This is a genomic window from Acinetobacter sp. WCHAc060025, assembly GCF_004209355.1.
GTDB classification, from domain to species: Bacteria; Pseudomonadota; Gammaproteobacteria; order Pseudomonadales; family Moraxellaceae; genus Acinetobacter; species Acinetobacter wuhouensis.
This window is the reverse complement of the sequence record NZ_SGSX01000016.1, coordinates 12,089-37,648: the sequence shown is the minus strand read 5'-3', so window position 1 is coordinate 37,648 and position 25,560 is coordinate 12,089. Positions and strand designations below refer to the sequence as shown.

At 37.4% G+C, this 25,560-nt stretch carries 22 protein-coding genes; 19 read left to right on the top strand and 3 right to left on the bottom strand.

Features of this window, described 5'->3' with window-relative positions:
• The first annotated feature begins 147 nt into the window (after positions 1–147).
• The 4 genes from EXE09_RS13735 to serC all read left to right on the top strand — a co-directional run bounded on the left by EXE09_RS13735 (position 148) and on the right by serC (position 2,645).
• Positions 148–558, top strand: coding sequence for an SRPBCC domain-containing protein (locus tag EXE09_RS13735; RefSeq protein WP_130117652.1), 411 nt, complete (start codon positions 148–150; stop codon positions 556–558).
• A gap of 33 nt (positions 559–591) precedes the next feature.
• Entirely contained in the window at positions 592–837 is a 246-nt protein-coding gene (locus EXE09_RS13730; protein ID WP_130117651.1) for a YrhB domain-containing protein, read from the top strand.
• A 75-nt stretch (positions 838–912) separates the two neighbouring features.
• The gene (locus EXE09_RS13725; protein WP_130117650.1) at positions 913–1,431 is read left to right on the top strand and encodes a GNAT family N-acetyltransferase; all 519 of its coding nucleotides are present in this window, start codon (positions 913–915) and stop codon (positions 1,429–1,431) included.
• Positions 1,432–1,565: 134 nt separating this feature from the next.
• Positions 1,566–2,645: a 3-phosphoserine/phosphohydroxythreonine transaminase gene (serC, locus tag EXE09_RS13720; RefSeq protein WP_130117649.1), complete on the top strand. Its 1,080-nt coding sequence runs from the start codon at positions 1,566–1,568 to the stop codon at positions 2,643–2,645.
• Positions 2,646–3,506: 861 nt separating this feature from the next.
• Here serC and EXE09_RS13715 read toward each other — a convergent pair.
• Positions 3,507–4,436 carry a hypothetical protein gene (locus tag EXE09_RS13715; RefSeq protein ID WP_130117648.1) on the bottom strand — a complete coding sequence of 310 codons (930 nt, stop codon included), beginning with the start codon at positions 4,434–4,436 and terminating at the stop codon, positions 3,507–3,509.
• 269 nt (positions 4,437–4,705) lie between these two features.
• Here EXE09_RS13715 and EXE09_RS13710 point away from each other — a divergent pair, with 269 nt between their 5' ends.
• Entirely contained in the window at positions 4,706–5,191 is a 486-nt protein-coding gene (locus EXE09_RS13710; RefSeq protein ID WP_086322720.1) for a YaiI/YqxD family protein, read from the top strand.
• Between the two features lie 233 nt (positions 5,192–5,424).
• Positions 5,425–6,333, top strand: a complete 909-nt coding sequence (locus EXE09_RS13705) for a DMT family transporter (RefSeq protein WP_130117647.1) — start codon at positions 5,425–5,427, stop codon at positions 6,331–6,333.
• A 426-nt stretch (positions 6,334–6,759) separates the two neighbouring features.
• Here the strand turns inward: EXE09_RS13705 and EXE09_RS13700 are convergent, their stop codons facing one another.
• Positions 6,760–7,788 (bottom strand): pirin family protein, encoded by a 1,029-nt coding sequence (locus tag EXE09_RS13700; RefSeq protein ID WP_130117646.1) that lies wholly within the window; start codon positions 7,786–7,788, stop codon positions 6,760–6,762.
• A 329-nt stretch (positions 7,789–8,117) separates the two neighbouring features.
• On the opposite strand from EXE09_RS13700, the gene EXE09_RS13695 reads away from it, so the two are divergent.
• The 6 genes from EXE09_RS13695 to EXE09_RS13670 all read left to right on the top strand — a co-directional run bounded on the left by EXE09_RS13695 (position 8,118) and on the right by EXE09_RS13670 (position 15,153).
• A complete protein-coding gene (locus EXE09_RS13695; RefSeq protein ID WP_130117645.1) occupies positions 8,118–9,521 on the top strand; it encodes an LLM class flavin-dependent oxidoreductase in 1,404 nt (467 codons plus the stop codon).
• A 507-nt stretch (positions 9,522–10,028) separates the two neighbouring features.
• Entirely contained in the window at positions 10,029–11,279 is a 1,251-nt protein-coding gene (locus EXE09_RS13690; protein ID WP_130117644.1) for an SfnB family sulfur acquisition oxidoreductase, read from the top strand.
• Between the two features lie 36 nt (positions 11,280–11,315).
• Positions 11,316–12,572, top strand: a complete 1,257-nt coding sequence (locus EXE09_RS13685; protein WP_130117643.1) for an acyl-CoA dehydrogenase family protein — start codon at positions 11,316–11,318, stop codon at positions 12,570–12,572.
• Between the two features lie 247 nt (positions 12,573–12,819).
• Positions 12,820–13,647 carry an SDR family oxidoreductase gene (locus EXE09_RS13680; RefSeq protein WP_068976060.1) on the top strand — a complete coding sequence of 276 codons (828 nt, stop codon included), beginning with the start codon at positions 12,820–12,822 and terminating at the stop codon, positions 13,645–13,647.
• 196 nt (positions 13,648–13,843) lie between these two features.
• Entirely contained in the window at positions 13,844–14,788 is a 945-nt protein-coding gene (locus tag EXE09_RS13675; protein WP_068976059.1) for a LysR substrate-binding domain-containing protein, read from the top strand.
• 26 nt (positions 14,789–14,814) lie between these two features.
• On the top strand, positions 14,815–15,153 hold the full coding sequence (locus tag EXE09_RS13670; RefSeq protein WP_130117642.1) for a hypothetical protein: 339 nt from the start codon (positions 14,815–14,817) through the stop codon (positions 15,151–15,153).
• Between the two features lie 18 nt (positions 15,154–15,171).
• On the opposite strand, the gene EXE09_RS13665 is transcribed toward EXE09_RS13670, so the two are convergent.
• A complete protein-coding gene (locus tag EXE09_RS13665; RefSeq protein WP_068976057.1) occupies positions 15,172–15,792 on the bottom strand; it encodes a TetR/AcrR family transcriptional regulator in 621 nt (206 codons plus the stop codon).
• Between the two features lie 607 nt (positions 15,793–16,399).
• Here EXE09_RS13665 and EXE09_RS13660 point away from each other — a divergent pair.
• From EXE09_RS13660 to EXE09_RS13630, 7 genes are all read left to right on the top strand, one after another.
• Complete coding sequence (locus tag EXE09_RS13660; RefSeq protein ID WP_130117641.1) at positions 16,400–18,181, top strand: acyl-CoA dehydrogenase C-terminal domain-containing protein; 1,782 nt, start codon at positions 16,400–16,402, stop codon at positions 18,179–18,181.
• Positions 18,182–18,487: 306 nt separating this feature from the next.
• Entirely contained in the window at positions 18,488–19,663 is a 1,176-nt protein-coding gene (locus EXE09_RS13655) for a thiolase family protein (protein ID WP_171478634.1), read from the top strand.
• A gap of 134 nt (positions 19,664–19,797) precedes the next feature.
• Complete coding sequence (locus EXE09_RS13650) at positions 19,798–21,300, top strand: succinate CoA transferase (RefSeq protein WP_130117685.1); 1,503 nt, start codon at positions 19,798–19,800, stop codon at positions 21,298–21,300.
• A 305-nt stretch (positions 21,301–21,605) separates the two neighbouring features.
• Positions 21,606–22,763, top strand: coding sequence for an AMP-binding protein (locus tag EXE09_RS13645; protein WP_130117639.1), 1,158 nt, complete (start codon positions 21,606–21,608; stop codon positions 22,761–22,763).
• 11 nt (positions 22,764–22,774) lie between these two features.
• Positions 22,775–23,575 (top strand): ABC transporter ATP-binding protein, encoded by an 801-nt coding sequence (locus EXE09_RS13640; protein ID WP_130117638.1) that lies wholly within the window; start codon positions 22,775–22,777, stop codon positions 23,573–23,575.
• 23 nt (positions 23,576–23,598) lie between these two features.
• Positions 23,599–24,480, top strand: a complete 882-nt coding sequence (locus EXE09_RS13635) for a branched-chain amino acid ABC transporter permease (protein ID WP_111858636.1) — start codon at positions 23,599–23,601, stop codon at positions 24,478–24,480.
• A 3-nt stretch (positions 24,481–24,483) separates the two neighbouring features.
• Positions 24,484–25,554 (top strand): branched-chain amino acid ABC transporter permease, encoded by a 1,071-nt coding sequence (locus tag EXE09_RS13630; RefSeq protein ID WP_130117637.1) that lies wholly within the window; start codon positions 24,484–24,486, stop codon positions 25,552–25,554.
• The last annotated feature ends 6 nt before the right edge of the window (positions 25,555–25,560 follow it).

Here is a 25,560-nt window from a genome sequence, read left to right as displayed (position 1 = left end):
TGTAAAAAATGAACTGTATTATTTTGTTGTTTGAATTGGTTAAATACATAAAAATAATCTTCATTTTAACTACTATAATCGAATGCCTTAGTAAATGAGGGCTAAGTTAAAAATGAAGTTTTAGGCTAAAAGATAAGGAGAATAAAAATGGCTCGAATCGAAGTACAATCATGGGTTTATGCACCAATCGATGTAGTTTGGAATGCGTATAACAATCCTCAAGATATTCAACAATGGAATACCGCTTCACCTGATTGGCATACGGTTAATTCTCAGAATGATTTGCGTGTCGGTGGTCAATTTTCAAATCGAATGGAAGCCAAAGATGGCAGTATGGGTTTTGATTTTGCAGGAGTCTATACAGAGGTTATTCCACATGAAAAAATTGCCTATTCCTTTGGTGATCGGGCTGCTGAAATTTTATTCCAACAACAAAATAAAGGTGTGTTGATGGCGATTACATTTGATCCTGAAAATCAATATCCACTTGAACAACAGCAGGCAGGATGGCAGGCGATTTTGGGTAATTTTAAACGTTATGTGGAAAGTAAGTCCTAAAGCTTATTTTTCACGTTAAGCAGGGATATGTGAATGATTGATTTTGAAACAGCAAAACGCTTAGTCGATAAAAAATTGAGTGAAATATCACAATATAATGGTACAGACTGCATGATTTACGGTATTGAAGGTGATATTGAGACTGGATGGTTGTTTTTTTACAATACTGTAGAGTTTCTTAAAAATAATCAATCCATTTATGCACTTGCAGGAAATTTACCATTATTTGTCTCGAAAGATGGTGAGTTAAGCTATTTGCAAATAAGTTCAAACGAATAGATAAAATGATATTTGGACAATAATTGTTTATTTTGCAAATCATCACAAGTCGAATAAATCAAAGTAGAATTAAACATGGATCATGAAAAAATAGTCATTCAATCATCTCGAATCACATTAAAACCTTTTACTGCACATGACGCTGATGAAAGTTATGTTTGTATTACTCCAACATTGACACGTTTTATGTCATGGGAACCACCTGAAAATCGCCAAGTATATGATGGAATTTGGCAAGGATGGATTCAGCACATTGCGGAAGGAAGTGAGTATGTATTTGTCATTCGCCATACTGAAAGCGAGGAGTTTTTAGGGTTGGGTGGTTTTCATGATGTTCATTCCCGAACACCTGAGCTAGGGATTTGGATTCGAGAAGATCGACATGGTGCAGGCTATGGCAAAGAAGCAGTGACAGCAATTGCAAATTGGGCATCTGCGAATTTTGATTTTGAACATTTTATTTATCCAGTTGCGATTGAAAATCATGTGAGCTGTCGTATTGCAGAATCACTAAATGGTATAGCAATGTATTGCACACAAAAACCAAAATACAAAGCAGTCACCTATTTCATTGCAAAAAATAAGCAGGATTAAAAATTTCTTATTGAAATATCAATTCTAAATCTTTAAAGACATTGAAAGATTGACTGACAAAGCTACTGCAAGAACAGGCAAATTGTGGTTAAATGCGCCTATTTCATTCGTTTCACTTTAAAAAGGGAAAACTCATGCGCGCGTACAATTTCTGTGCTGGTCCTGCTGCATTACCTACTGCCGTTTTAGAAAAAGCTCAAGCTGAGTTGTTGGATTGGCGTGGTAAAGGCTTATCCATCATGGAAATGAGCCATCGTAGCAAAGACTATGTGGCTGTCGCTGAAAAAGCAGAAGCAGACTTACGTAAACTGATGAACATTCCTGAGAACTACAAAGTGTTGTTCTTACAAGGCGGTGCTTCACTACAGTTTTCTGCGATCCCATTAAACTTATTGGGTAAAAACCCGAAAGCGGATTATATCCATACAGGGATTTGGTCAGAAAAAGCGACTAAAGAAGCGCAACGCTATGGTGATATTAATATCATCGAAGCAGGTACAAAAATTGATGGTAAATTAGCCATTACCGAGCAAAGCCAATGGAATTTATCGAATGATGCAGCTTATGTGCATTATGCAGATAATGAAACGATTGGCGGTATTCAATTTGCCAATATCCCTGAAACAGATAAACCATTGGTTTCTGATTTTTCATCAAGCATTTTATCTGCACCATTAGACGTGTCTAAATTCGGTTTGATTTATGCAGGTGCGCAAAAGAATATTGGTCCTGCGGGCTTAACTTTAGTGATTGTCCGTGATGACTTATTAGATCAAGCAAAACCTGAAATTCCAAGCTTATTGAAATATGGTTCACAAGCCAAAAATGATTCTATGGTCAATACGCCTGCAACTTATGCATGGTATTTATCTGGTTTAGTGTTTGAATGGTTACTTGAGCATGGTGGTGTTGAAGCGATGCACAAAACCAACCTAGAAAAATCTAAGTTGCTTTATGGTTATATTGATTCTAGCGATTTTTATAATAACCCGATCGCAGTGCAAAACCGTTCAATCATGAATGTACCATTTACTTTGGCTGATGAAGCTTTAGATAAATTATTCTTGCAAGAAGCAGAAGAAAATCATTTGTTGAATCTTGCAGGTCACCGTTCAGTAGGTGGTATGCGTGCAAGTATTTACAATGCTGTACCACTAGAAGGTGTACAAGCACTGGTTAACTTCATGGATGACTTTGCAAAACGTCATGGTTAATTGATTTTTATTTCCTCTTCCTTTTTTGAATATTTAAAAATATTGATAAAAGGGGAGGGGAAATATAATTCATGAATAAAAAAATCCCTCATATATTGAGGGATTTTTTTATTCAAATGAGTAGATTAAGCAGTCGGAAATATGCCTAAAAGATGAATAATCACTGCAGCTAAAAACATACCCAGAACAAAAAAGCAACAAGCTCCTTTATCCAAGCGTAAGCGAAAACCGCTATTTTCATGAATCAGACTAATTGATTGTTCAGGTATAATTTTCATCACTGAGCCCAGATTTTTAAATTATTGTTAAATCCTATTGGTTCGTCGTATTTTTAACATAGATGGTCGGTTAAATAAAGCGCTAAATATTATTATTGTCCGATCAAAACTTATAATAGAGTCGAATAATTAAATTGATTATGAATTTAAAAATGTGATTTTATGGGCGGATTGTGGATAAGTTGGTTTTATTTTAGACAATATTGAGAAAAATGATCTTATCTATGAATTTTGGTGAGTAAAAAGACAGTCAAGCACATGATATTTATTGGTTTAAAAATAACCAATAACGAGCTGTTTTTAAATTCATTTTTGAATTTATATTATGATGGATTTTAAATCTGGGGGTGGTTCTCTATATACTGAATTAATTACTTTAAATCCTATAGTTAAAAATTATTTAAATAAACTGATTATCTATTTTTAAATTTAAATTGTGGATAACTTGCTATTTTGAATTCAAAACACAATAAATAAGTTAAAAAAATTGAATATCAAAAAAATGTTACAAGGTATGTAATAAAGCACTGGGCATAAAAAAGCATGCTGATTTGAGCATGCTTTAATTGTTGGGATAAATAATTTATACGATGGAATAGATATTTGCCTGAATCCAAATATTGCCACGGATATATTGTCCAATTTCAAAGTTTTTATAGGCATCATCTTTGGTGGCAATACGAACCAGAATTGCAGGTTGGTTTTCTTCAAGAATTAAAGTGACATCGTAAAGGGCGTAGTCTTGTTGCATAAACTGCATTTGAGTTTTGCCGACCACTTTGCCTTGGAACCACGCTTCATCTTCTTGTCCAAGGGTTTCGCCGTAGAGGTAAGCCACCATTTTCGAAAAATCAACAGTGACAGGAGCCTTGTCATCTTCAGACTTTGGCTCCCAAGCATCTAATAGTTCTTGAAGATTCTCTGGTGCAACACCGTTATTTTGAGAAAGAATATCGTTGAGCGCACGGTGGTGTTTGATTGATGCAGGGTCATCGACAATGATTTGCTCGTGATCAGAAACTTTTTCAAGTTCGTATGCCCAAGCATTGAGTTGTACTTTATATTGCTGATTTTTATCATAGCGATGGCCATTGACACTATATAAGCTATCAAAAGCATACACGACACTGTTGCTACCCACTTTTAAACTGAGCACAGCTTGAGTATTGGTTTTACAAGTGATAATACGGTCAATAGAAGCATTCAGTTGATAAGGACTTTCAAAACTTGGAAATGCAGTTTTAACTGCTTTGGGCTTATTATTTTCAACATCAATCACTTGGCAAAGCTGAATTGCAGAACCATTTGGACCTTGAATCAACCAAGTTGATTCATCCATATCACATTCTTTTGAACATAAACCCATGGGCATCACAGGTTCATTCAGCGCCAAACCTAACCACTTTGGAACTTCCAAGGTCGGGTCTTCCGTTAACAGATTCCAATGTTCAACGTGGCTGCCAAAATTTTGATCTTCTATGATAATTGTTTCAGGGCTGTTTTGATTGTTCATATTCGCAATATTCAATGCTTCGCTTATGTTATTAAATCGAGGGTGATTGTCATATTTCAAGTCTGGAAATGTAAAATCATAAGAAAAACTTGCGATTAAATATAAATATGACTCAAACTTGTATAATTTGAGCAAAGTTAGAAATGATTATTTAGAATTAATGCTATTCCTCTACAACCCATTGATATTAATTCAGTCGATTTCCGAAAAATTATCCGAGATAGAAAAGACAGTCTTAGGTGGTTTTGTTAGAATCAATTTATGGATTTATGTCGAGAGCTGTAGTGCTACCATTTAAACTTTGGGTCGATGCAGATGCATTACCTAAAATTCTACGTGATGTGATTATTCGAGCATCGGATCGTTATCAACTTGAAGTCACTTTTGTTGCCAATCAATCTGTCGGAATTACGCCTTCAGTACGAATCAATTCGATTCAAGTGATGCATGGCGCAGATCAAGCGGATAAAGAAATCATCGACCGTATGAAGGAAAATGATATTGTCATGACACAAGACATTCCTTTGGCAGCGCAAGTAATTGAAAAGGGTGGTGTGGCGATTCATCCGCGGGGTGAGGTGTATACAACTGCTAATGTCAAAGCACGCTTACATTTACGTGATTTTATGGATACGCTACGTGGTGCTGGTGTACAAACAGGGGGACCACCTCCCATTTCTGAACGTGATAAGCGTGAGTTTTCAAGTAGCTTAGATCAAACGATTCAAAAGCAAAAGCGTAAAACTGCTGTTTAATCCGCATCAATTTCAGTGTTGTTTCGACCGACCTTATTCACAAGTGAATATTTTTTGCATTAATCCCAATTAAAGCGGCATTGAATCTTAGAAAAATTTTCAATGTGTTTTTCAATTTAATTTCATATCCAATATTTATTATAGAAAACAAAGCTTGTGAATATCTCACAAACTTTGAGTTGTCAGTGATTCACCGACAATCTATCTATTCGACAGACTGATTAGGAAACATTATGCCCACCAAATCTAACCTTGTGATGACCTATATTTTATTGGTCTTCATCTGGGCGAGTACACCTTTAGCGATTGTCTGGAGTGTGTCTGATTTACATATGATGTGGGCATTGGTTTTACGATTCTTTATTGCCTTACCGCTTGCAGGTTTACTTTTACTGATTCTTCAAGTAAAGCTTCCCCTCAATAAAATTGCGCTACACAGTTATTTAGCAGGTTCTTTTAGTTTTATTGGTTCGCAAATATTTACTTATGCAGCAACCAGTTATTTGAGTTCAGGCATGATCGCATTGATGTTTGGACTCGCACCAATCATGGCGGGTTTGATTGGTCGTTTTGGTTTTGGTCAACGATTATTGGGCATTCAATGGTTGGGAATGCTCGTTGCAGTATGTGGTTTAGCGATTATTTGTACCAGTAGTGGTGCAAGTCAGCATGTACATCCGATTGGGATTGCACTGATGTTGATGAGTGTGTTTACTTATGCACTGTCGATCTTTTGGGTGAAAAAAGTTAATGCAGACGTTGTCCCAATGGCTCAGGCAACGGGTTCTATTCTCATTTCAACACTGTTTGCAATTTGTATTATCCCTTTTATTTGGCAACATGTTCCTACCCATATTCCCAATACAAAATCATTGTTGGCATTGATGTATACGGTGTTTATGGCATCTTTATTGGCAATGTTCTGCTATTTCAAATTGGTACAAAATATTAAAGCAACGACACTATCACTGACCACAGTGATGACTCCGATAATTGCGATGTTTTTAGGAGCAATGTTAAATAATGAAAAACCGACTGTATCGGTATTTTTCGGTGCTGCGGTTTTAATCTTTGGTTTAATTTTATATTTCTATAAAGACTTTAAAGCTTCTAGAACGCTTGAGCATAAAATGAAAAGTTAATGATTCAATCAAAATAAAAGAATTGATCGACTGACTGATTATTAACAGATGTTACGCATTTAAACTACGTCTAAAACTGAGAGTGCTCAAAATTTTTACTATTTAACAATATTCTTGAGTTAGCACAGCCTCATTTGCCTTGCAAAGTTTGAATTACTTTGTGCAGGCGTTTGTCACTTTGAAGGATCAAAGTAACCAAAATCCTTTGTTGGATATGAGAAGTGAGGCTTCGCAAGATCTCCTGTCTTCGGAGTATACTCCTCATGTCCAACGGCGACATCCCTGTCGCCTAACGCGATAGCACCACTGATTTGAAATCACAGCCCCTAGTAATTTTGTAATAATCATTGATGGTAATCAGCCCTCATACATTAAAAATGTAGAAGCGTCCCATAATGTACTCTCTGAGTAACATCAGTTATTTAGTTATGAAGCTGTTTCAGGGTATTCAACTTCTTCGCCTTTGTTATAGCTTGCAAAGCGAGGTTGATCTCTTTTAAACACTGGTGCAGTCGATTCCCAAGGCCATTTTCCAAAATGTGTTTGGCGATAGCGGGCAAATGCTGTGTTGAGCTCTTCATCAGAATTCAGTACGAATGGTCCACGCATTGCGACAGGTGCGTCAATCGGTTCACCTTCCAGCCACATGATTCGTCCAATTTCTGCGCCATTTTTTAGATGAATATCCACATCTGATTTCAACTCAACCAAGTGTTTAAATGGAATCGTTTCACATTCAATCTCTAAAGTCGGTCCATTATAAAAATAGCAAAAGCGGTTGGATGTCGCTGTGGTCGCAGGAATCGTCAGTTCAGCATGTGGATCAAGCTGAATCATGAAAATATTCACTTTATTCTCTTTGGCATGTGCCCAAGAGTTTTTAGGTCGTTCTAAAGCTTGTTGAGATTTAAACTCACCAGATACCACACGAATATCTGCCTTTACACCTTGTGCATCTGTTTCGATGACATGCGGAATATGTTCACGCCACATCATTTTATACGCTGGATCTTCGGTTTTCTCTTGCGGAGATGAGTTGAACCAAATTTGAAATAATTCAAAAGGATTTTCTTTATCTGTATGTAAAAGTGGGAACATTTCACAGTGTTCAATACCATTTCCTGTACTCAGCCATTGCACATCGCCTGCACCATAACGACCACTATTGCCTAAAGAATCAAAATGATCAACATAGCCACTTTCAACAAAGGTAATGGTTTCAAAACCTGTATGTGGGTGTTCTGGAAAACCTGGCACTCCTGTTTCGCTATAGTACATACGATAAGGTTTATCATCGGTTGGTGGCGTGACAGGTTGCATTTGCTCATTGCCTATAGGGAAATGGTCAATATGATGCGCTGTAAAAAGGAAAGGATCTTTTAAATCTAGTCGAAATTCGATGGGTTGAATTGCATAAATGATTTCGTGATTGCTTATTTTTTCTTGTTCTGACATGGATGTTATTCCTTCATTTATCGTGGATCATGTCAATCAAGTATAACGATGATTAGGTTAAATAGTTGATGAAATCATGTATCGAATTGAGAACAATCTGTTCTAAAAATGCATTTAATCAGCATATCATTCAAATCAAATACTGGTTTTAATTGAAACTTCATTGAATATTAAAATCATATTCATGTATTGAGTCATATATTAATTCTAGATAATAAATTTAAAATTTATTATAAATAAAATACTCATAATGTTTAAATAATTTTGAATAAAGAAACATCATTAAATAGCTTAGGATGAAGATAATATTATTTATCGCGTGAAAAGAGATGACTAAAAAGATTAGCTTTAATGCCTTTGAAATGAATTGTATTGCTCATCAATCTCCTGGTTTATGGCGACATCCTGCCGATCGTTCAACAGAATACAAAGATATTGAATATTGGACAGATCTTGCCAAGATTTTAGAAAAAGGGTTGTTTGATGGTATTTTTATTGCGGATGTACTTGGAATTTATGATGTCTATCATCATAGTGCTGAACATGCGCTAACAGGTGCTGTACAAGTACCTGTCAATGATCCTTTGCAAATTGTCCCTGCGATGGCAGCCGTGACTAAGCATCTAGGTTTCGGGGTGACGACATCGATTTCTTTTGAACATCCTTATCCTTTTGCTCGTCGAATTAGTACTTTGGATCATTTGACTAAAGGACGAGTCGGTTGGAATATTGTCACGTCTTATTTGGAAAGTGGTTCAAAGAATCTGGGTCTAAAGACGCAACTCAATCATGATGACCGTTATGATATTGCTGATGAATACTTAGAAGTTTTATATAAATTATGGGAAGGTTCATGGGAAAATGATGCAGTTTTAAGAGATAAACAAGCAGGTATATTTGCAGATCATAGTAAGGTTCATCCTATTGAACATGAAGGGAAATATTTTAAGGTTCCTGGAATTCATATCTGTGAGCCTTCACCTCAACGGACTCCAGTATTGTATCAAGCTGGAGCTTCATCTCGTGGGCAGCAGTTCGCCAGTCAAAATGCAGAATGTATTTTTATTGCACCACCTTCAAAAGTCGCTGCGAAGAAAGTGGTTCAGAGTATTCGACAAAAATTGCGTGAAGAAGGACGTGATCCATATTCTGTTAAAATTTATACCTTATTATCTATTGTGACGGATGACACAGATCAAAAAGCAAAAGAAAAGTTCAAAGAATATCAATCTTATGGGAGTTATGATGGCGCATTGACTTTGGTTTCGGGATGGTCAGGTGTGGATTTTTCACAGTATCAACCGCATGATCAAGTTGAATATATTAAAACCAATGCGATTCAATCGATGTTAGATGCTTATGTCAATGCAGACCCTAATCGGGTGTGGACGATTGAAGAAATTGCACATTGGAACAGTGTTGGAGGTAATGGTCCAGTACTGGTTGGTTCAGCCTCGACGGTTGCAGATGAATTGCAACATTGGGTGGATGATACCGATGTCGATGGTTTTAATCTAGCTTATATACTTGCACATCAAAGTTTTATCGATGTGGTTGAGCATATCGTACCTGAGCTACAACGCCGTGGTGTTTATCAAACTGCGTATCGTGAGGGAACTTTGCGAGAGAAGTTGTTTGGTGCAGGGGCGCATTTACCTGAATATCACCGTGGTGCACAGTTCCGTCACCCTCATGATAAGGAGAACTCAGGAAAATTTTCTGAAGCCAGTTAGTTATGTAGCGTTTTATATAGAATTTTCTGTTTAATAGACCTCTTGCGAAAGTGATTTCCAAAGTGAATGAGCCAAAAATGGAGGTTCCCTCTCCTGGCAGGAGAGGGTTAGGGAGAGGTTCTCTTTAAAAAATCCCCTCATCCTCTTGCGGAGTTACCTCCTCATCCCAAAGGGAGAAGGAACTCCTGATACTTTTTAGATTAATATTTGGATTTAATGTTTGCTTATTTTTTGATTTACGCAAGAGGTCTAATATATAAAGTTATTTAAGATTTAACCATTTTAATGATTATTTAAATCGTCTTATTCAGAATGATTGTATCTAAAATATATTAAAAGCCTAAATAAACATTGTTTTATTTAGGCTTTATTTGTTTTTTATGAATTATCATTTTTTGTGATAAATTTATAAATTCAACCTGAATAATAAAAGCATTTATTTGTATAAATATAATCAAAAAATAGTGCTAGTTTAAATTCATACCTATTTAAAAAAGAGTATTTGTAATGACTGATTTAAATCAAAATAATTTTTCTTCTCAGACGGCTGTACCTTTACAATTTTTCGAATTGAATCATGATGCGCATGTGATTCAATCTGATGAAGAAGCCATTCAAGTGGCACAGAATTTAGCCAAAGAATTTGCCAAAGAAGCTTCTCAACGTGACCATGAACGTCGTTTACCACTTGAAGAAATTCAACAATATTCACAAAGTGGCTTGTGGGGCATTAACATTCCTAAAGCATTTGGTGGCGCAGGGGTAAAATATCGTACTTTGGCAGAAGTGGTTAAAACCATTTCAAGTGTAGATCCTTCATTGGGGCAAATTGCACAAAACCATTGGGCGTTCATTGAACATTTGCGTTTAGATGCAAGCCCAGAACAACAACAGTTTTTCTTCTCAGAAATTCTAAAAGGTCGCCGTCTAGGGAATGCATTCTCAGAAAAAGGCAGTAAAACCGTTGGGGATTTAGAAACCAAGATCCATAAAACGGCACAAGGTTATGAAATCAATGGTCAAAAATTCTTTGCAACAGGTGCATTGTTGGCGCATTGGGTTCCTGTTGTTGCAGTGAATGAGCAAGGTTTACCTGTAGTTGCACTAACACCACGTACAACCAATGGGCTTGAAATTGTCAATGATTGGTCTGGTTTCGGTCAGCGTACTACAGCAAGTGGTACCGTGTTGTTAAAACAAGTTCAAGTTGATGAAAAATATATTGTTCCAATTCATCAAGCTTTTGAGCGACCAACTGCGGCAGGTGCAATTTCACAATTTATTCAAGCCGCTGTGGATGCGGGGATTGCACGTGGTGCGATTGAAGAAACCATTCAGTATGTCCGTTTGCACTCACGTCCTTGGATTGATTCAGGTTTAGAGAAAGCAACAGATGATCCTTACACCATTGCCAATATTGGTGAGTTAAAAATTAAATTACGTGCAGCAGAGGCTGTGCTTGATTTAGCAGGTGATGCAATTGACCGTGCAATTCAAGATCCAACCGAAGAAACGGCGAATGAAGCGGCATTACTGACTGCTGAAGCAAAAGTTTTGACCACTGAAATTGCATTACTTGCATCAAATAAACTGTTTGAATTATCAGGGACACGTTCAACTTTATCCGAGCTGAATTTAGACCGTCATTGGCGTAATGCGCGCACCCATACTTTACATGATCCTGTGCGTTGGAAATTCAACTTGGTGGGTAATTATTATTTAAATAACGTTCATTTGCCACGTCATGCGTGGAGCTAAGAAGAATAATAAATAATTAAAAAGAGGAGTTTTAAAATGGGTAATTTAGATATTCAGAATCGTTTTTTAGAAGATTTATCAGTCTCTGCGGATTATGAAAAAGTTGCTGCGAAGTATCGTCCAATCTTTGAAAAAATTGCAGAGGGTGTCGTAGAGCGTGAAAAAAATCGAATCTTACCTTATGAGCAAATCAATTTGCTTAAGCAAGCAGGATTTGGCGCGTTACGTGTACCTGTGAAGTTTGGAGGTGATGGTGTTTCAATCCCTCAATTATTTCAATTACTGATTGAGCTTGCTAAGGCAGATTCAAATATTGTTCAGGCTTTGCGTGGGCATTTTGCATTCGTTGAAGATCGTTTAAATGCGCATAAATTTGAAAGCCAAGAACTCTGGTTTAAGCGCTTTGTTCAAGGTGACTTAGCAGGCAATGCGTGGACTGAAATTGGTCAGGTGAAAATCGGTGATGTTATTACTCGTGTGACGCAAAAGAATAATCAACTCTTGGTGAATGGTAAAAAATATTATTCAACAGGGACAATCTTTGCCGATTGGGTGGATTTATTCGCCTATGATGAAACGACTGATCAGCATGTGATTGCTGCGATTTCACGTCATGCTTCAGGCGTGGAAGTTCTAGATGATTGGGATGGTTTTGGTCAAAGAACCACGGGTAGTGGCACATTAACATTGAACGATGTTGCTATCGAACGTGATCATATTTTACCTTTTGATCAGCGTTTTAAATATCAAACTGCATTTTACCAAGTGTTTCATTTAGCAACTTTGGCGGGTATTGCACATGCAGCCGTTGCAACATTTGTGCATGAAGTGCAAAAGCGTGATCGTATTTTCAGTCATGGTAATGCTGATTTGGTACGTAATGATCCACAAATTTTACAAGTGATTGGTAAAGCATCTTCACGGGCTTATGCAAGTGAAAGTATTACTATTCGTACAGCTGAAGCGTTACAACGTGCTTATATTAGCCATTTTGGTGAGTCTGAAGTTAAAAATATTCAAGCCAATAATGATGCAGAGCTTGAGTCTTCTCAAGGGCAGGTGGTTATTTCTGAATTGGTATTGGATTTGACTAGTCAATTGTTTAATTCATTGGGTGCTTCGGCAAGTACAACAGCAAAACAGCTTGATCGCTTTTGGCGTAATGCACGAGTTGTTTCTTCGCATAATCCACTTATTTATAAAGAGAAAGTTATTGGTGATTGGGAAGTCAATCGTGAACCTTTACCTTTTGTTTGGCAAATTGGGGCAAGCCCTAAAGTCGGTGCAGCTTGATTTTGGATTGAGATAGGTTTTTAAGAAAATTGATGGCTATTAAATGAAAGTAACTGTGTTCATCCATACATTATTTCACTGAAAGTTACAAAAACTTGCTTCGGCAAGTTTTTGTTTTCTATGCAAATGAATTTTATTTTTAATTAATGTACTCATGAGTATATAAATTGGCACATTTTGTACTATGAGCTTAAAACAAAGTTAGAGTAGATTAGGACGGTGAAAACAAAAAATTAAAGAGGACAGTATGTCATTAAAGGGAAAAACACTATTTATCACGGGTGCAAGTCGTGGTATCGGACGTGAAATTGCATTAAAAGCAGCTAAAGATGGTGCAAATATTGTCATTGCGGCAAAGTCAGCTGAAGAACATCCCAAGCTTGGTGGTTCAATTTATACCGTTGCCAAAGAGGTCGAAGAGGCGGGCGGACAAGCTTTAGCGATTCAACTGGATGTACGTGACCAAGACGCTGTTGCAATCGCCATGAAGCAAGCCGCAGAGCATTTCGGTGGCATAGATATTCTCATTAATAACGCAGGCGCAATTAAACTGTCGGGTGTGGAATTGCTTGATCCTAATCGTTTTGATTTGATGTATCAGATCAATACTCGTGCGGTGTTGGTGTGTAGCCAAGCGGCTTTACCATATTTAAAGAATAGTGAAAATCCTCATATTCTCAGCCTTTCTCCTCCTTTGAATTTAGATGAAAAGTGGTTTGCGAGTTATGCACCATACACCATTACCAAATATGGCATGAGTATGTTGACGATCGGAATGAATCAAGAATTTTCGAATTATGGTGTGAGTGTTAATTCTTTGTGGCCAAGAACGATTATTGCGACAGCAGCGATTGAGTTTTCATTGGGTGGAAAACAATTGTTTAATCAGGCACGTAAGCCGAATATCATGGCAGATGCGGCTTATGAAATTTTAACAAGTCAGAAACGTGCGATTACAGGACGTCTAATCATTGATGAAGAGATTTTACGTGAGTCAGGTGTAACCGATTTCTCAGAATATCGTTATGCAGAATCCGAAGAGCAGTTAATGGTGGATCTGTTTGTTAAAGAATAGTTCGGAATGAAATAAATTATAGTCCCTCTTTTCTTTGCGATTCTCTAGCGATGAGGAAAGAGGGAATTTGAATTGAAAAAAATTACATCTGATATTGGTTTATTTGTTTAAAATCGGTGCATTTAGGCATTGGAAAAAATTCAAAAAAAGTGGAAGATAATCACTTGAATACAAAAAATGTGTGAGATGTTATTTCGTGTTTGAGTTGGATTGTAAGTTACTCAGTATTTTTTACTATATCTATAAATTTAAAAGCGTTTCCGTCGCCGCAGATCATTTGGCGATGAGTCAGCCTACTGTCAGTAATATTCTCAATAAAATTCGTTCACACTATAACGATCCGTTATTTTTACGTATTGGCAATGAAATGGTGCCAACCGAATTATCCAAACAGCTTTATCCGCTGGTCAGTGAAGCTTTAAGCAAAGTCGAAATTATCAATAATTTCAGTGTGGATTTTGATCAAACCGCATCACAACAACAATTTACTGTGGCAATGACGGATGTTTCGCATCTGGTCTTACTACCGAAAATTTCTCAATATTTAAAAGAACATGCACCGCATGTAAAACTCAATGTCCGTGCGATCACTTCTGAAACCAGTTATCAAATGGCAAATGGTGAAATTGATCTGGCGATTGGTTTTTTACCGCAGTTGGAAAATGGTTTTTATCAACAAAAATTGTTTGAACAGTTTTATGTGGTGATCGCTTCTAAAGATCATCCACGTTTAAATAATCACAGTATTTCGGTTGAGCAATATTTAAATGAATCTCACATTGATATTGATGCAGGCGTAGGGCATTACCATATTGCCAATGAGTTGTTAAATTTAGATTTAAAACGTAATGTTTTGATGCGCATCCCGAGTTATTTGGGTGTTGGATTGGTGGTTCAAGACACTGATTCGATTGCAACAGTGCCGTACTATTTGAGTGAAGTGTTACTTTCACGTGGCAATCTACAGATTCTTCCTGCACCGATTTCATTCCCAACTTATTCAATCAAACAGTATTGGCACATGTCTTGCCATCATAAGACCAGTCATCAATGGTTAAGACATATGTGTTATGAAATTTTCAGTCAGGTCAATTCAATGCCTTTACCGAGTCAGCTATTGAATACACATGAAGCAGAATAATCACTGATGGTTAATTCGGATGAATGATGTTTAATGTTCAAAAAATTAGACAAGATCTTGATTCAGAAATAAATGTAGATGGCAAAGTCTGTAAGCAATATGCCCATGAAATTGAAGAATATGTATTGGAACTAAAAAAATTCCCAAACGAAATTTTTCAGATTTATTTACATCTTCTAGAGTCACCAAATTTTTTTCAATTTCATGGAATTTATCATTTTTTCAAACAGTTATACTTTGATTTTGAAAAGCTATCACCATTACAAAAGCAACAGCTCAAAATTAAAATTATCGAGTGTTTACAACATCCTGTTGAAAATAATCTAGAACTTTGGTTGTCTGAAATTATTCAAAACAAATATTAAATCATTGTTGATCTGAACTTATTCCGCTTGTAATTCAGCTTCAGTCAACTTGTCTGGTGTCATGAGTGCTTGATTAACATAAAGTTTAATTAAGCGTTCACGTGAACCGATGGACTTTTGATAATGAGTTGAATTGAGTAGTAATGATGCGCCGTAAGTGATCGTCCAAATATAAGATAAATAATCACGAATCGACATAATACTATTCAGCGATTTCAGATGTGCACCAAATAAGTCTTTAAGTTCCAAAATACGTTGTTCACGGATAGTATATAGTTCTTCGAATAAGTCTTTGAGTTTACGCTCATTATTGGTTAAACGTTCTTCTATGACATGCAATAAAATAGTTCGATTCGAATTGAGCATGTTGTAGAGCATGTATTGTGATACATAAATTTTGATGTCGTGATGATAAGCTTTTGAAATATCTAAAAGTCTTTTTTCATTCAAAATAATCAATTCAAGATAAAGCTGATTTTTGCTTTTAAAATGTTTATAGATTGTCCCTTTGGCAATATCAAGTTCAGCGGCAAGCTCACTTAACGTAATATCCTGATTATTATCTAGTAATAATGTCTCTGCCATGGCTAAAATTTTCTCTTTACGTAGTAGAAAATTTTGTTGGCGAACTGAACTCATCCTATTGTTCCAAACCATTGAAAGCACTGGCTTAGAGTATATCAGCTATTTATTTGTTTCAATCAAACTATAGTCAATGACCCATAAGAAAATGTTTCAAAATAAAAATACTTATCCAATAATTTAACGTTTTACAAAAAATGAATCTGTTGATTTTTTATTGTCAATGAAAATGAACCTGTGAGATCATTTTATGTAAATATGTTTCCATTTTATTTGAATTTGATTTATTGTTTTTCGCATATTTTAAAAATTTGAAAATCTTACATTAACCTTATAATTATTGGGTTATGTGTATATTTTTTGAATAAATAAATTCTAAGTTAAAGTTGTGTTTAATCTTGGTTTGGATGTATTTGTTCAAATTATTGATATAAATAGTGTTGATGAATATGTAATGCTTTTCAGTATTATTTTTTGAATAAAGAGCAAAAAAGCCAATAGATACATTGATTTTGATTTAAAAATAAATGACTTTTCACATAGTTTCTTGTGAGAAGCGATTGAAATAGATAATTTTTATATGTGTTTATTTCAATAATGAGTGATTTATACAGCACTTTTCGTTGATCTAGAAAAGAAAAGTTGAGTAACAAGGAAAGCCGAAATGCCGATTTACAATGCGCCACTTAAAGACATGGAATTTATTCTTAATAATGTATTTAAGGCTGATGAGTTTTGGCAAAATACTGAGAATTTAGCTCATCTGGATATGGCGACAGCCAATGCAATTTTAGAAGAAATGGCGAAGTTTTCGAAGAATGTCATTCTAGATTTAAACCGTTCAGCGGATGAAGAAGGCGGTGCGCAGTTCAATCAAGGTGTGGTGACTACACCGAAAGGTTTCAAAGAAGCATTTCAACAGTTTGCTGATGGTGGTTGGATTGGTTTAGGGGCAAATGAGAATTTTGGCGGTCAGGGCATGCCAAAAATGCTGACTGTATTGGCAGATGAAATGATCTGGAGTACCAATCCATCATTTATGCTGTATCCACTTTTGACTGTGGGTGCAGGTATGGCAATTGATCAGGCAGCATCAGAGGAACAAAAGGCAACCTATTTACCAAAATTCTATACAGGTGAATGGTCAGGAACAATGTGTCTGACTGAGCCGCACTCAGGTACAGATTTGGGCATTATCAAAACTAAAGCTGAACCAAATGCAGATGGTTCTTATAACATCACGGGAACGAAGATTTTCATTACCAGTGGTGAGCATGATCTGTGTGAAAACATTATTCACCTCGTTTTAGCGAAAACCCCTGATGCCCCTGCAGGTTCACGTGGTATTTCTCTATTTATTGTGCCGAAGTTTTTAGTCAATGACGACGGTTCTTTGGGTGAGCGTAATACATTAGGCGCAGGTTCGATTGAACATAAGATGGGGATTAAAGGTTCAGCGACGTGTGTGATGAATTTTGATGCAGCCAAAGGTTTCCTTGTTGGTAAGGAAAATCAAGGTCTGGCTGCGATGTTTATCATGATGAACTATGAACGTTTGTCGATGGGTATTCAGGGCATTGGCGCATCTGAATATGCGTACCAGAATGCAGCACAATATGCGACGGATCGCCTGCAAGGTCGTTCAGCTACTGGTGTGAAATCTCCTGAAAAGCCTGCGGACTCAATCCTAGTACATGGTGATGTGCGCCGTATGTTGTTGAATGTCCGTGCCAATAATGAAGCTTCTCGAGCATTTGCCGTCTATGTCGGTCAGCAATTGGATATTACTAAGTTCTCGAATGATGCTGAAGCGGTGCGTAAGGCTAATGATCGTGTCGCGTTATTAACACCGATTGCCAAAGCTTATTTAACGGATAAAGCGTTGGATTCAGCTTTAGAAGCACAAATGTGTTTCGGTGGGCACGGTTATATTCGTGAATGGGGCATGGAGCAGTGTATTCGTGACTTGCGTATTTCACAGATTTACGAAGGTACCAATGGCGTTCAAGCGATTGATCTGATTGGTCGTAAAACCATTAAATCGAATGGTGCTTTTATTGCGGAATATATTGCGGAGATCCGTGAGTTTGCAGCGTCTATGGATGATGCTTTAAGTATTAAAGCGGCAACTCTAGATGTGTGTCATCAGGTTGAAGTATTGACGCAGTTTATTATTGAACAAGCGAAATCTAATCCTGATTTCTCGAATGCTGTGGCAGTAGATTATTTACATGCTGTTGGCTCGTTGAGCTTCACGTATATGTTTGCACGTATTGCGCAGGCAGCGCAGGCGAAACCTGAAAGTTTTTATCAGAATAAGTTAGTTTTGGCGCAGTATTATGTGGCGAAAGTGCTTCCTGATCTTGCTGCGCGTGTGCAACGTATTCAGGCGGGTGCGGAGTTGGTAATGCAATTGTCTGAGGATTATTTTACAGCGCAGGCTTGATGAGTTTTTAGCTGAAGTATGTGCTGGGTGGATTATAAAATTTGTAATGAGAGTTCCTTCTCTTGCGCCATATATGGTTCAGGGAGAAGGTTAGGATGAGGGGGATTTTACATAAATATACCTCTCCCTCTTGCGAAACGATGTTTCTCATCCTGAAAGGAGAGGGAACATCATTACCAATGTAATGCATTCATCAGTGTTTACAGAAATTTATTCAAACATGATTCAAGATGAATTATGGAAAATTCTAAGTCAGTCCGCTGACTCAAAATTCACAACAAAATTGAAAATAGATGGAACAGGTAGATAACAATGATTGTAATCGTAGACGCAGTTCGTACCGCAATGGGCGGTTTTCAGGGTGCATTATCGACATGTACAGCACCTGATCTGGGTGCAGTGGCAATTAAACAAGCAGTTGCCCGTGCAGGTTTACAGCCGACAGATATTGATGAAGTAATTTTTGGTTGTGTACTTCCTGCGGGTTTAAAGCAAGGTCCTGCGCGTCAGGCAATGCGTCAGGCGGGTTTGCCTGATACCACAGGTGCAACTACGATCAATAAAATCTGTGGTTCGGGTATGAAAGCAGTGATGCAGGCAGCCGATGCAATCAAAGCAGGCTCTGCAAATATCGTGGTAGCAGGTGGTATGGAGTCAATGTCCAATGCACCGTATTTACTCGATAAAGCACGTGCAGGTTACCGCATGGGACATGGCAAAGTAACAGATCACATGTTTCAGGAAGGTCTGGAAGATGCTGAAACAGGTTTGTCGATGGGAATCCTTGCACAGGAAATGGCCGATAAAAAAGGCTATACCCGTGAGCAGCAGGATGCTTATGCAATCAGTTCTTTAAACAAAGCTGTTGAAGCAGTCAATAATGGTTATTTCAAAGCAGAAATCGTGCCTGTCACCGTATCATCGCGTAAAGGTGATGTGGTTGTTGAACAGGATGAACAACCTTTAAATGCCAAAGCAGACAAGATTCCAACTCTACGTCCTGCATTTAAAAAAGACGGCACAATCACAGCTGCCAATGCCAGTTCTATTTCAGATGGTGCATCAGCACTTGTTGTGACTTCAGAAGAAATTGCCAATCAACGTGGCTTAAAACCATTAGCCAAAGTTGTGGCATACGCAACCAATTCACAGCATCCATCTGAGTTTACCATTGCCCCTTTAGGTGCAATTGATAAAGTGTTGAAGCAAACAGGCTGGAAAGCTGAAGATGTTGATCTTTGGGAAGTGAATGAAGCCTTTGCAATGGTCGCAATGTTGGCGATTGATGGTTTTAATTTAGACCGTGAAAAAGTCAATATCAATGGTGGTGCATGTGCGCTCGGTCATCCACTCGGTTCATCAGGCTCTCGTATTATCGTGACGTTGATTCATGCTTTAAAACGCACAGGCGGTAAAAAAGGCATAGCTGCATTGTGTATCGGTGGTGGTGAAGCGACTGCAATAGCGATTGAACTGATTTAATTTTTCAATCCCTTAAATTTTAAAATTTAATTACTCAAGATTGACCAACATCCTTGTACGCAAGGGTGTTGGATGGTTGCATGCTGTATTTTTATTTTTTAGCTATTTTAAGCTGTATTTTTGAGATTTTTGAAATGATTAACGGTTTAGAGCGTATTCGCTGTGCGGCTTTGCACGACAAAGTTATGTCTGTAGAAAAGGCAATTGAACTCATTCAAGACGGTGATGTCGTGGGGATGAGTGGTTTTGGTGGTGCAGGGGAAGCGAAAACTGTTCCTTTGGCTTTGGCGGATTATGCACAGAATCATCCGATGAAAATTACTTTGGCAACAGGTGCGAGTTTGGGCAATCGCATTGATGGTCGTTTGAGTGATGCGCATGCTTTGGAGCGTCGTTATCCTTATCAAGCTGATCCGACTTTACGTAAAGCCATTAACAATGGTGAGGTAATGTATATCGATCAGCATTTGTCAGAACTTGCCGATAATATTCGCCATAAAAACCTTCCTAAAATTAATGTCGCGGTGATCGCTGCGACTGCAATTACCGAAGATGGGCAAATCATCCCGACAGGTTCATGTGGCAACTCTGCAAACTTTGTTGAGATGGCAGATCACGTCATTGTTGAAATTGACAATACCATCAGCCCTGTTCTTGAAGGTGTGCATGATATTTATGTGCCCAAGGCACGTCCAAACCGTGATCCGATTCCATTAACCGCGGTCGGTGATCGTATTGGTACGACTGGTATTCAGGTAGACCCAAGCAAAATTTCTGCGATTGTGATTAATGATTTGCCTGATACTTCATTTAAAATGGATGAGGCAGATGATGAAACCCTTGCGATTGCAAAACATTTAGTTCGCTTCTTTGAAAATGAAGTCGCTGTAGGGCGTTTACCTGAGAATTTAGGACCACTACAGTCAGGCGTGGGTTCAATTGCCAATGCTGTTTTTGCAGGTTTTGAGCATTCTGATTTTCATGATCTAGAAATGTATTCTGAGGTTTTACAGGATTGTACTTTCCAATTGATTGATTCAGGCAAAATGAAGTTTGCTTCGGGCAGTTCAATGACCTTGTCAGATGATTGCGCCAAACGTGTAATGAATAATTTTGAACAATATAAAGACAAAATTGTCATGCGTCCGCAGGAGCTTTCAAATAATCCTGAAATTATTCGTCGTTTAGGCATCATTGCTATTAACACGGCACTTGAGTTCGACATTTATGGCAATGTTAATTCCACCCATGTGACGGGTACGAAAATGATGAATGGCATTGGTGGTTCAGGTGACTTTACTCGTCATGCACACTTAGCAATTTTTGTGACCAAATCCATTGCCAAAGGTGGCGCAATTTCGTCTGTAGTACCAATGGTGAGCCATTGTGATCATGCTGAACATGATATTGATGTTTTAGTCACAGAGCAGGGCTTGGCGGATTTACGTGGTCTTGCGCCACGTGAGCGTGCTTTAAAAATTATCGAGAAATGTGCGCATCCAAGTTATAAAGCTGATTTGTTGAGCTATTTTAATCGTGCATGTGCATTGGGTGGTCAAACGCCACATGTATTGCGTGAAGCATTGGCTTGGCATGCACAGTTCGAAGAAACGGGTAGTATGAAAAAAGTTGGTTAATCGACAGTTTTTCAAAGCTTTATACACAGATTGTCAATGGTGTATTTGGGCATGAATATTTCAACCGAGTTATTTTGATAGCTCGGTTTTTTGTTTAAAGCGATAACTTCAACGAGCAAGTGAGTCAGTTAAAAAATCAACAATATGTTGCTCATGCGATGTCGAAAAATAAACAATATGTATTAGTTGAAATATAAGAAATTGAATTTAAAAGTTATTTTTTCTTGGCACGATAATTGAAATCTATCTGAATATTTTATTTGAAATTGATCATGTATCAGTTTTAAAAATTCAGGTAATTTTTTATGGCACAACATTCAACAACGCATTTAATTGAACATTTGCTTCATCATGCGAAGTTAAATCCACAGGCGATTGCTATTCGACATAAATCATTGGGTTTGTGGCGAGAATATTCGTGGTCAACTTTACTGAATAAAAGTCAGCATTATGCAGCATTTTTACACGCACAACATTTTTCAAGGGTTGATCGTCTGCTGATTTTGAGTAGCCCTCATCCTGAGCAAGCGGCATTGTCTTTTGCAGTACAGGCGTTGGGAGCTTCGATACAATTTTTTCATCAAGATTGGTCGGATGACTTGGTAGAAAATTTTCATGAAAAAGACAGTTTTTTTGCTGCAAGATTTATTGTTGTTGATCGCTTGGAACATGCTGAAAAATTAGCACCGCACTTTACTCAAGACACACAGATTTATTATATAGAGCCTGCACTAAAACAGCAGAATGATGATAAAAATCAAAAAAATGCCAGAATTATTGCGCTCGCTGATGTGCCACACGAAGCTCCGATTATTTTTGAACATTTAAGTTTTGATGATAGTTACGCTGCCTTTATTTTTGAAAAAAAAGAGCATGGCGTAAAACTGATTTCAGATTTGAGTCATCGTTATCTGATTCAAGAAGCACAAAATATTATCAATGTAAATCATATAGATCACACAGAAGAAGCTTTTATCTCTCGTAGTTTTAGCAGTGTTGGGCATATTCGTTATCTATGGTCAACGTGGCTTGTGGCAGGTTTTACCTTAAATATTCCTGAAAGTTTAGCAACACGTGACCAAGATCGTCAGATGATTGCACCGACTTTGGTGCTAGGAACAAAATTGAGCTATGAGCGTTTGTATGATCATATTCTGCTGAAATTACCTGAAAAAAATACCGTCTTTAGACAAGCTTTAGAGCGTTATATCGAACAACGACAAAAGGGTAATCTGCCTACTTTTAGTCAGAAAGCTATTTTTAAACTTTTCAAACACAGCATTTTGGCTGAATTGGGATTAAGTCAATTAAAAACTGCTTTGATCGTGGGTGAGGCATTGTCAGAGAAAAGCCAAGCTTTTTTTCAAATATTGGGTATTGAATTGCAATTTTGGGATGAGCGGACACGTTGGACTCTTCTAGCCGAAGACAACTTAGCTGCACAACACTATGTTTTTCAATGATGGGGTGGAGCATGGGACAACAACACACATCGAATATTATCTTAGAACTTAAACATATCAATTTGTCATTTGCGCAAAGTCACGTATTAAAAGATTTAAATTTTCAAGTCCGTAAAGGCGAAATTTTTTCTTTAATTGGTCCAAATGGTGCAGGTAAAAGTACAGCAATAAATATTATTAATGGTATTTATCAAGCTCAAAGCGGTGAAATTTTTTATCAAGGTCAATTGCTTGAGCATTATCGTGCGAATCAGTCAGCACCCTTAGGGATTGCCCGAACTTTTCAAAATCTCGCCTTATTTAAGCAGATGTCTGTACTGGATAATATTTTAACAGGGCGAATTTTACATCAGCACAGTGCATGGTGGAGTACTTTTTTAAATTTACCGTCTTATCGTAAAGATGATGATTTTCAACGTTTAAAAGTAGAAGAAATCATCAAGCTGTTAAATTTACAAGCCTATCGTGAAACACAAGTCAGTACCTTGTCATATGGTATCCAAAAGCGGGTGGAGTTGGCACGAGCTTTGGCAGCAGAACCAAAGCTCTTGTTGTTAGACGAACCTATGGCAGGAATGAATTCACAAGAAAAACAACAAATTGCTCACTTTATCCAAAAAATTAATCAAAATTTAGGCATCACCATCATCATGATCGAACATGACATTGGCATTGTTTTAGAGATTTCTGATCATGTGGCAGTTTTGGATTATGGGAAAAAAATTGCTGATGGCACACCAGAAGGCATTAAAGCACATCCTGAAGTTTTAGATGCTTATCTGGGCACTTCAGTTCGAGCATTGGTTGAATAAAAAGTAAAAATAGAGAGGAATTTATGTCATTTTTTTTAGAAGTTTTGTTGGGTGGAACGCTGTCAGGTGTGATGTATTCCTTAGTCGCCATCGGCTTTGTATTGATCTACCGTGCTTCAGGTGTTTTTAACTTTGCACAAGGTGCGATGGTTCTATTTTCAGCTTTGACCTTTGTAAATTTAGTTGAACGTGGTGTGCCGTTTATTGTTGCATTTGCAGTTACTTTATTCATTATTTTTATCATGGTGTTATTGATTGATGCTTTGGTATTAAGGCATTTGGTGAATCGTTCCGTCATGACTTTGTTTATGGCGACGTTGGGTTTGAGTTATATCATTGAGGGTTTGGCACAAACTTTGTGGGGAACACAGGTTCATGGTTTGGATTTGGGAATCAGCGATAGCCCAATCAATTTTTATGGGATTTTGATCAGTAAGTTTGATTTATTTGCCACTTTGGTTGCAGGTAGTTTGGTGATCATCTTATCACTGCTATTTAGTAAAACTCGCTTTGGTTTGTCGTTAAGAGCAGTTGCAGATGATCCACTTGCAGCTCAGTCAGTTGGGATTAAATTAAATACGATTTGGATTATGGTTTGGGCGGTGGCAGGTTTTGTGGCACTCGTGGCAGGTTTGTTGTGGGGCGCACGTTTAGGTGTGCAGTTCTCTTTATCTTTGGTGGTATTGAAAGCTTTGCCTGTATTGATTATCGGTGGATTTAGTTCGATTTCGGGTGCGATACTGGGTGGGTTGATCATTGGTGCTTCAGAAAAATTAGCAGAAATTTATTTAGGAGGCATTATTGGATCAGGGATCGAAAATTGGTTTCCCTATGTACTTGCAATTTTATTTTTGTTGTTCCGTCCACATGGTTTATTTGGACAGCAACAGGTTGCGAGGGTTTAGCCAATGTTTATTTTTGATCAAGCAAGACAATTTCCACAGCGTTATCAAGATGAAAAGCGTTTATTTAAAATAAAAGAGCATCGAATTATTTTTGCATTTTTATTGGCAATCCTATTTTTATTTGTGCCTTTTGTAGGTTCTGATTATGTTTTTAATGCCATTTTAGTGCCTTTTTTAGTTCTGGCTTTGGCAGGCTTAGGTTTAAATATTTTAACAGGTTATGCAGGGCAGTTGTCTTTAGGCTCAGCCGCATTTATGGCTGTAGGTGCTTTTGCAACCTACAACTTAGAGTTAAGAATCCCGCAGTTACCTTTATTACTGAGTATCTTTTTAGGTGGATTTATTTCTGCCATATTTGGAGTCATTGTTGGTTTACCTAGTCTTAGAATTAAAGGTTTTTACTTAATTGTTTCAACTTTGGCAGCACAGTTTTTTGTGCCGTGGTTATTTACCCAATATGGTTGGTTTACCAACCACAATGCCTCAGGTGTGATTACAGCACCACCTTTGCATATTTTTGGAATCTCTTTAGACAGTGCAGTCGGGCATTATTTACTGACTTTAAGTATCGTGGTGGTTTTAACTGTACTGGCACGCAATTTTTTAAATAGCCAATTTGGTCGTGAGTTTCGTGCAGTAAGAGATATGGAAACCGCTGCGGTGAGTTTAGGGATCAATGTCGGTAAAACCAAGTTATTGGCATTTGCGATTAGTTCCTTTTATTTGGGGGTGGCAGGTGCGCTGTGGGCATTTGCATATTTGGGTACCATTGAAGCCAATGGTTTAGACCTGACACGATCATTTCAAATTCTTTTCATCATCATTATTGGTGGCTTAGGCAGTCTTGCTGGTAGCTTTATCGGGGCTGCATTTATTGTGCTGTTACCTATTTTACTCAGTTTGTCAGCGAGTCTTATTTTTGGTCAGGCAATTGATCAAGCATTATTACAAAATTTGCAAAAAATCATCTTTGGCATGTTGATTATTTTCTTCCTCATTAAAGAACCTGAAGGTTTAATCCGCTTATTCAGCAATTTTGCGCAACGTTTGCGTAAGTGGCCGTTGCGCTATTAAGACTAA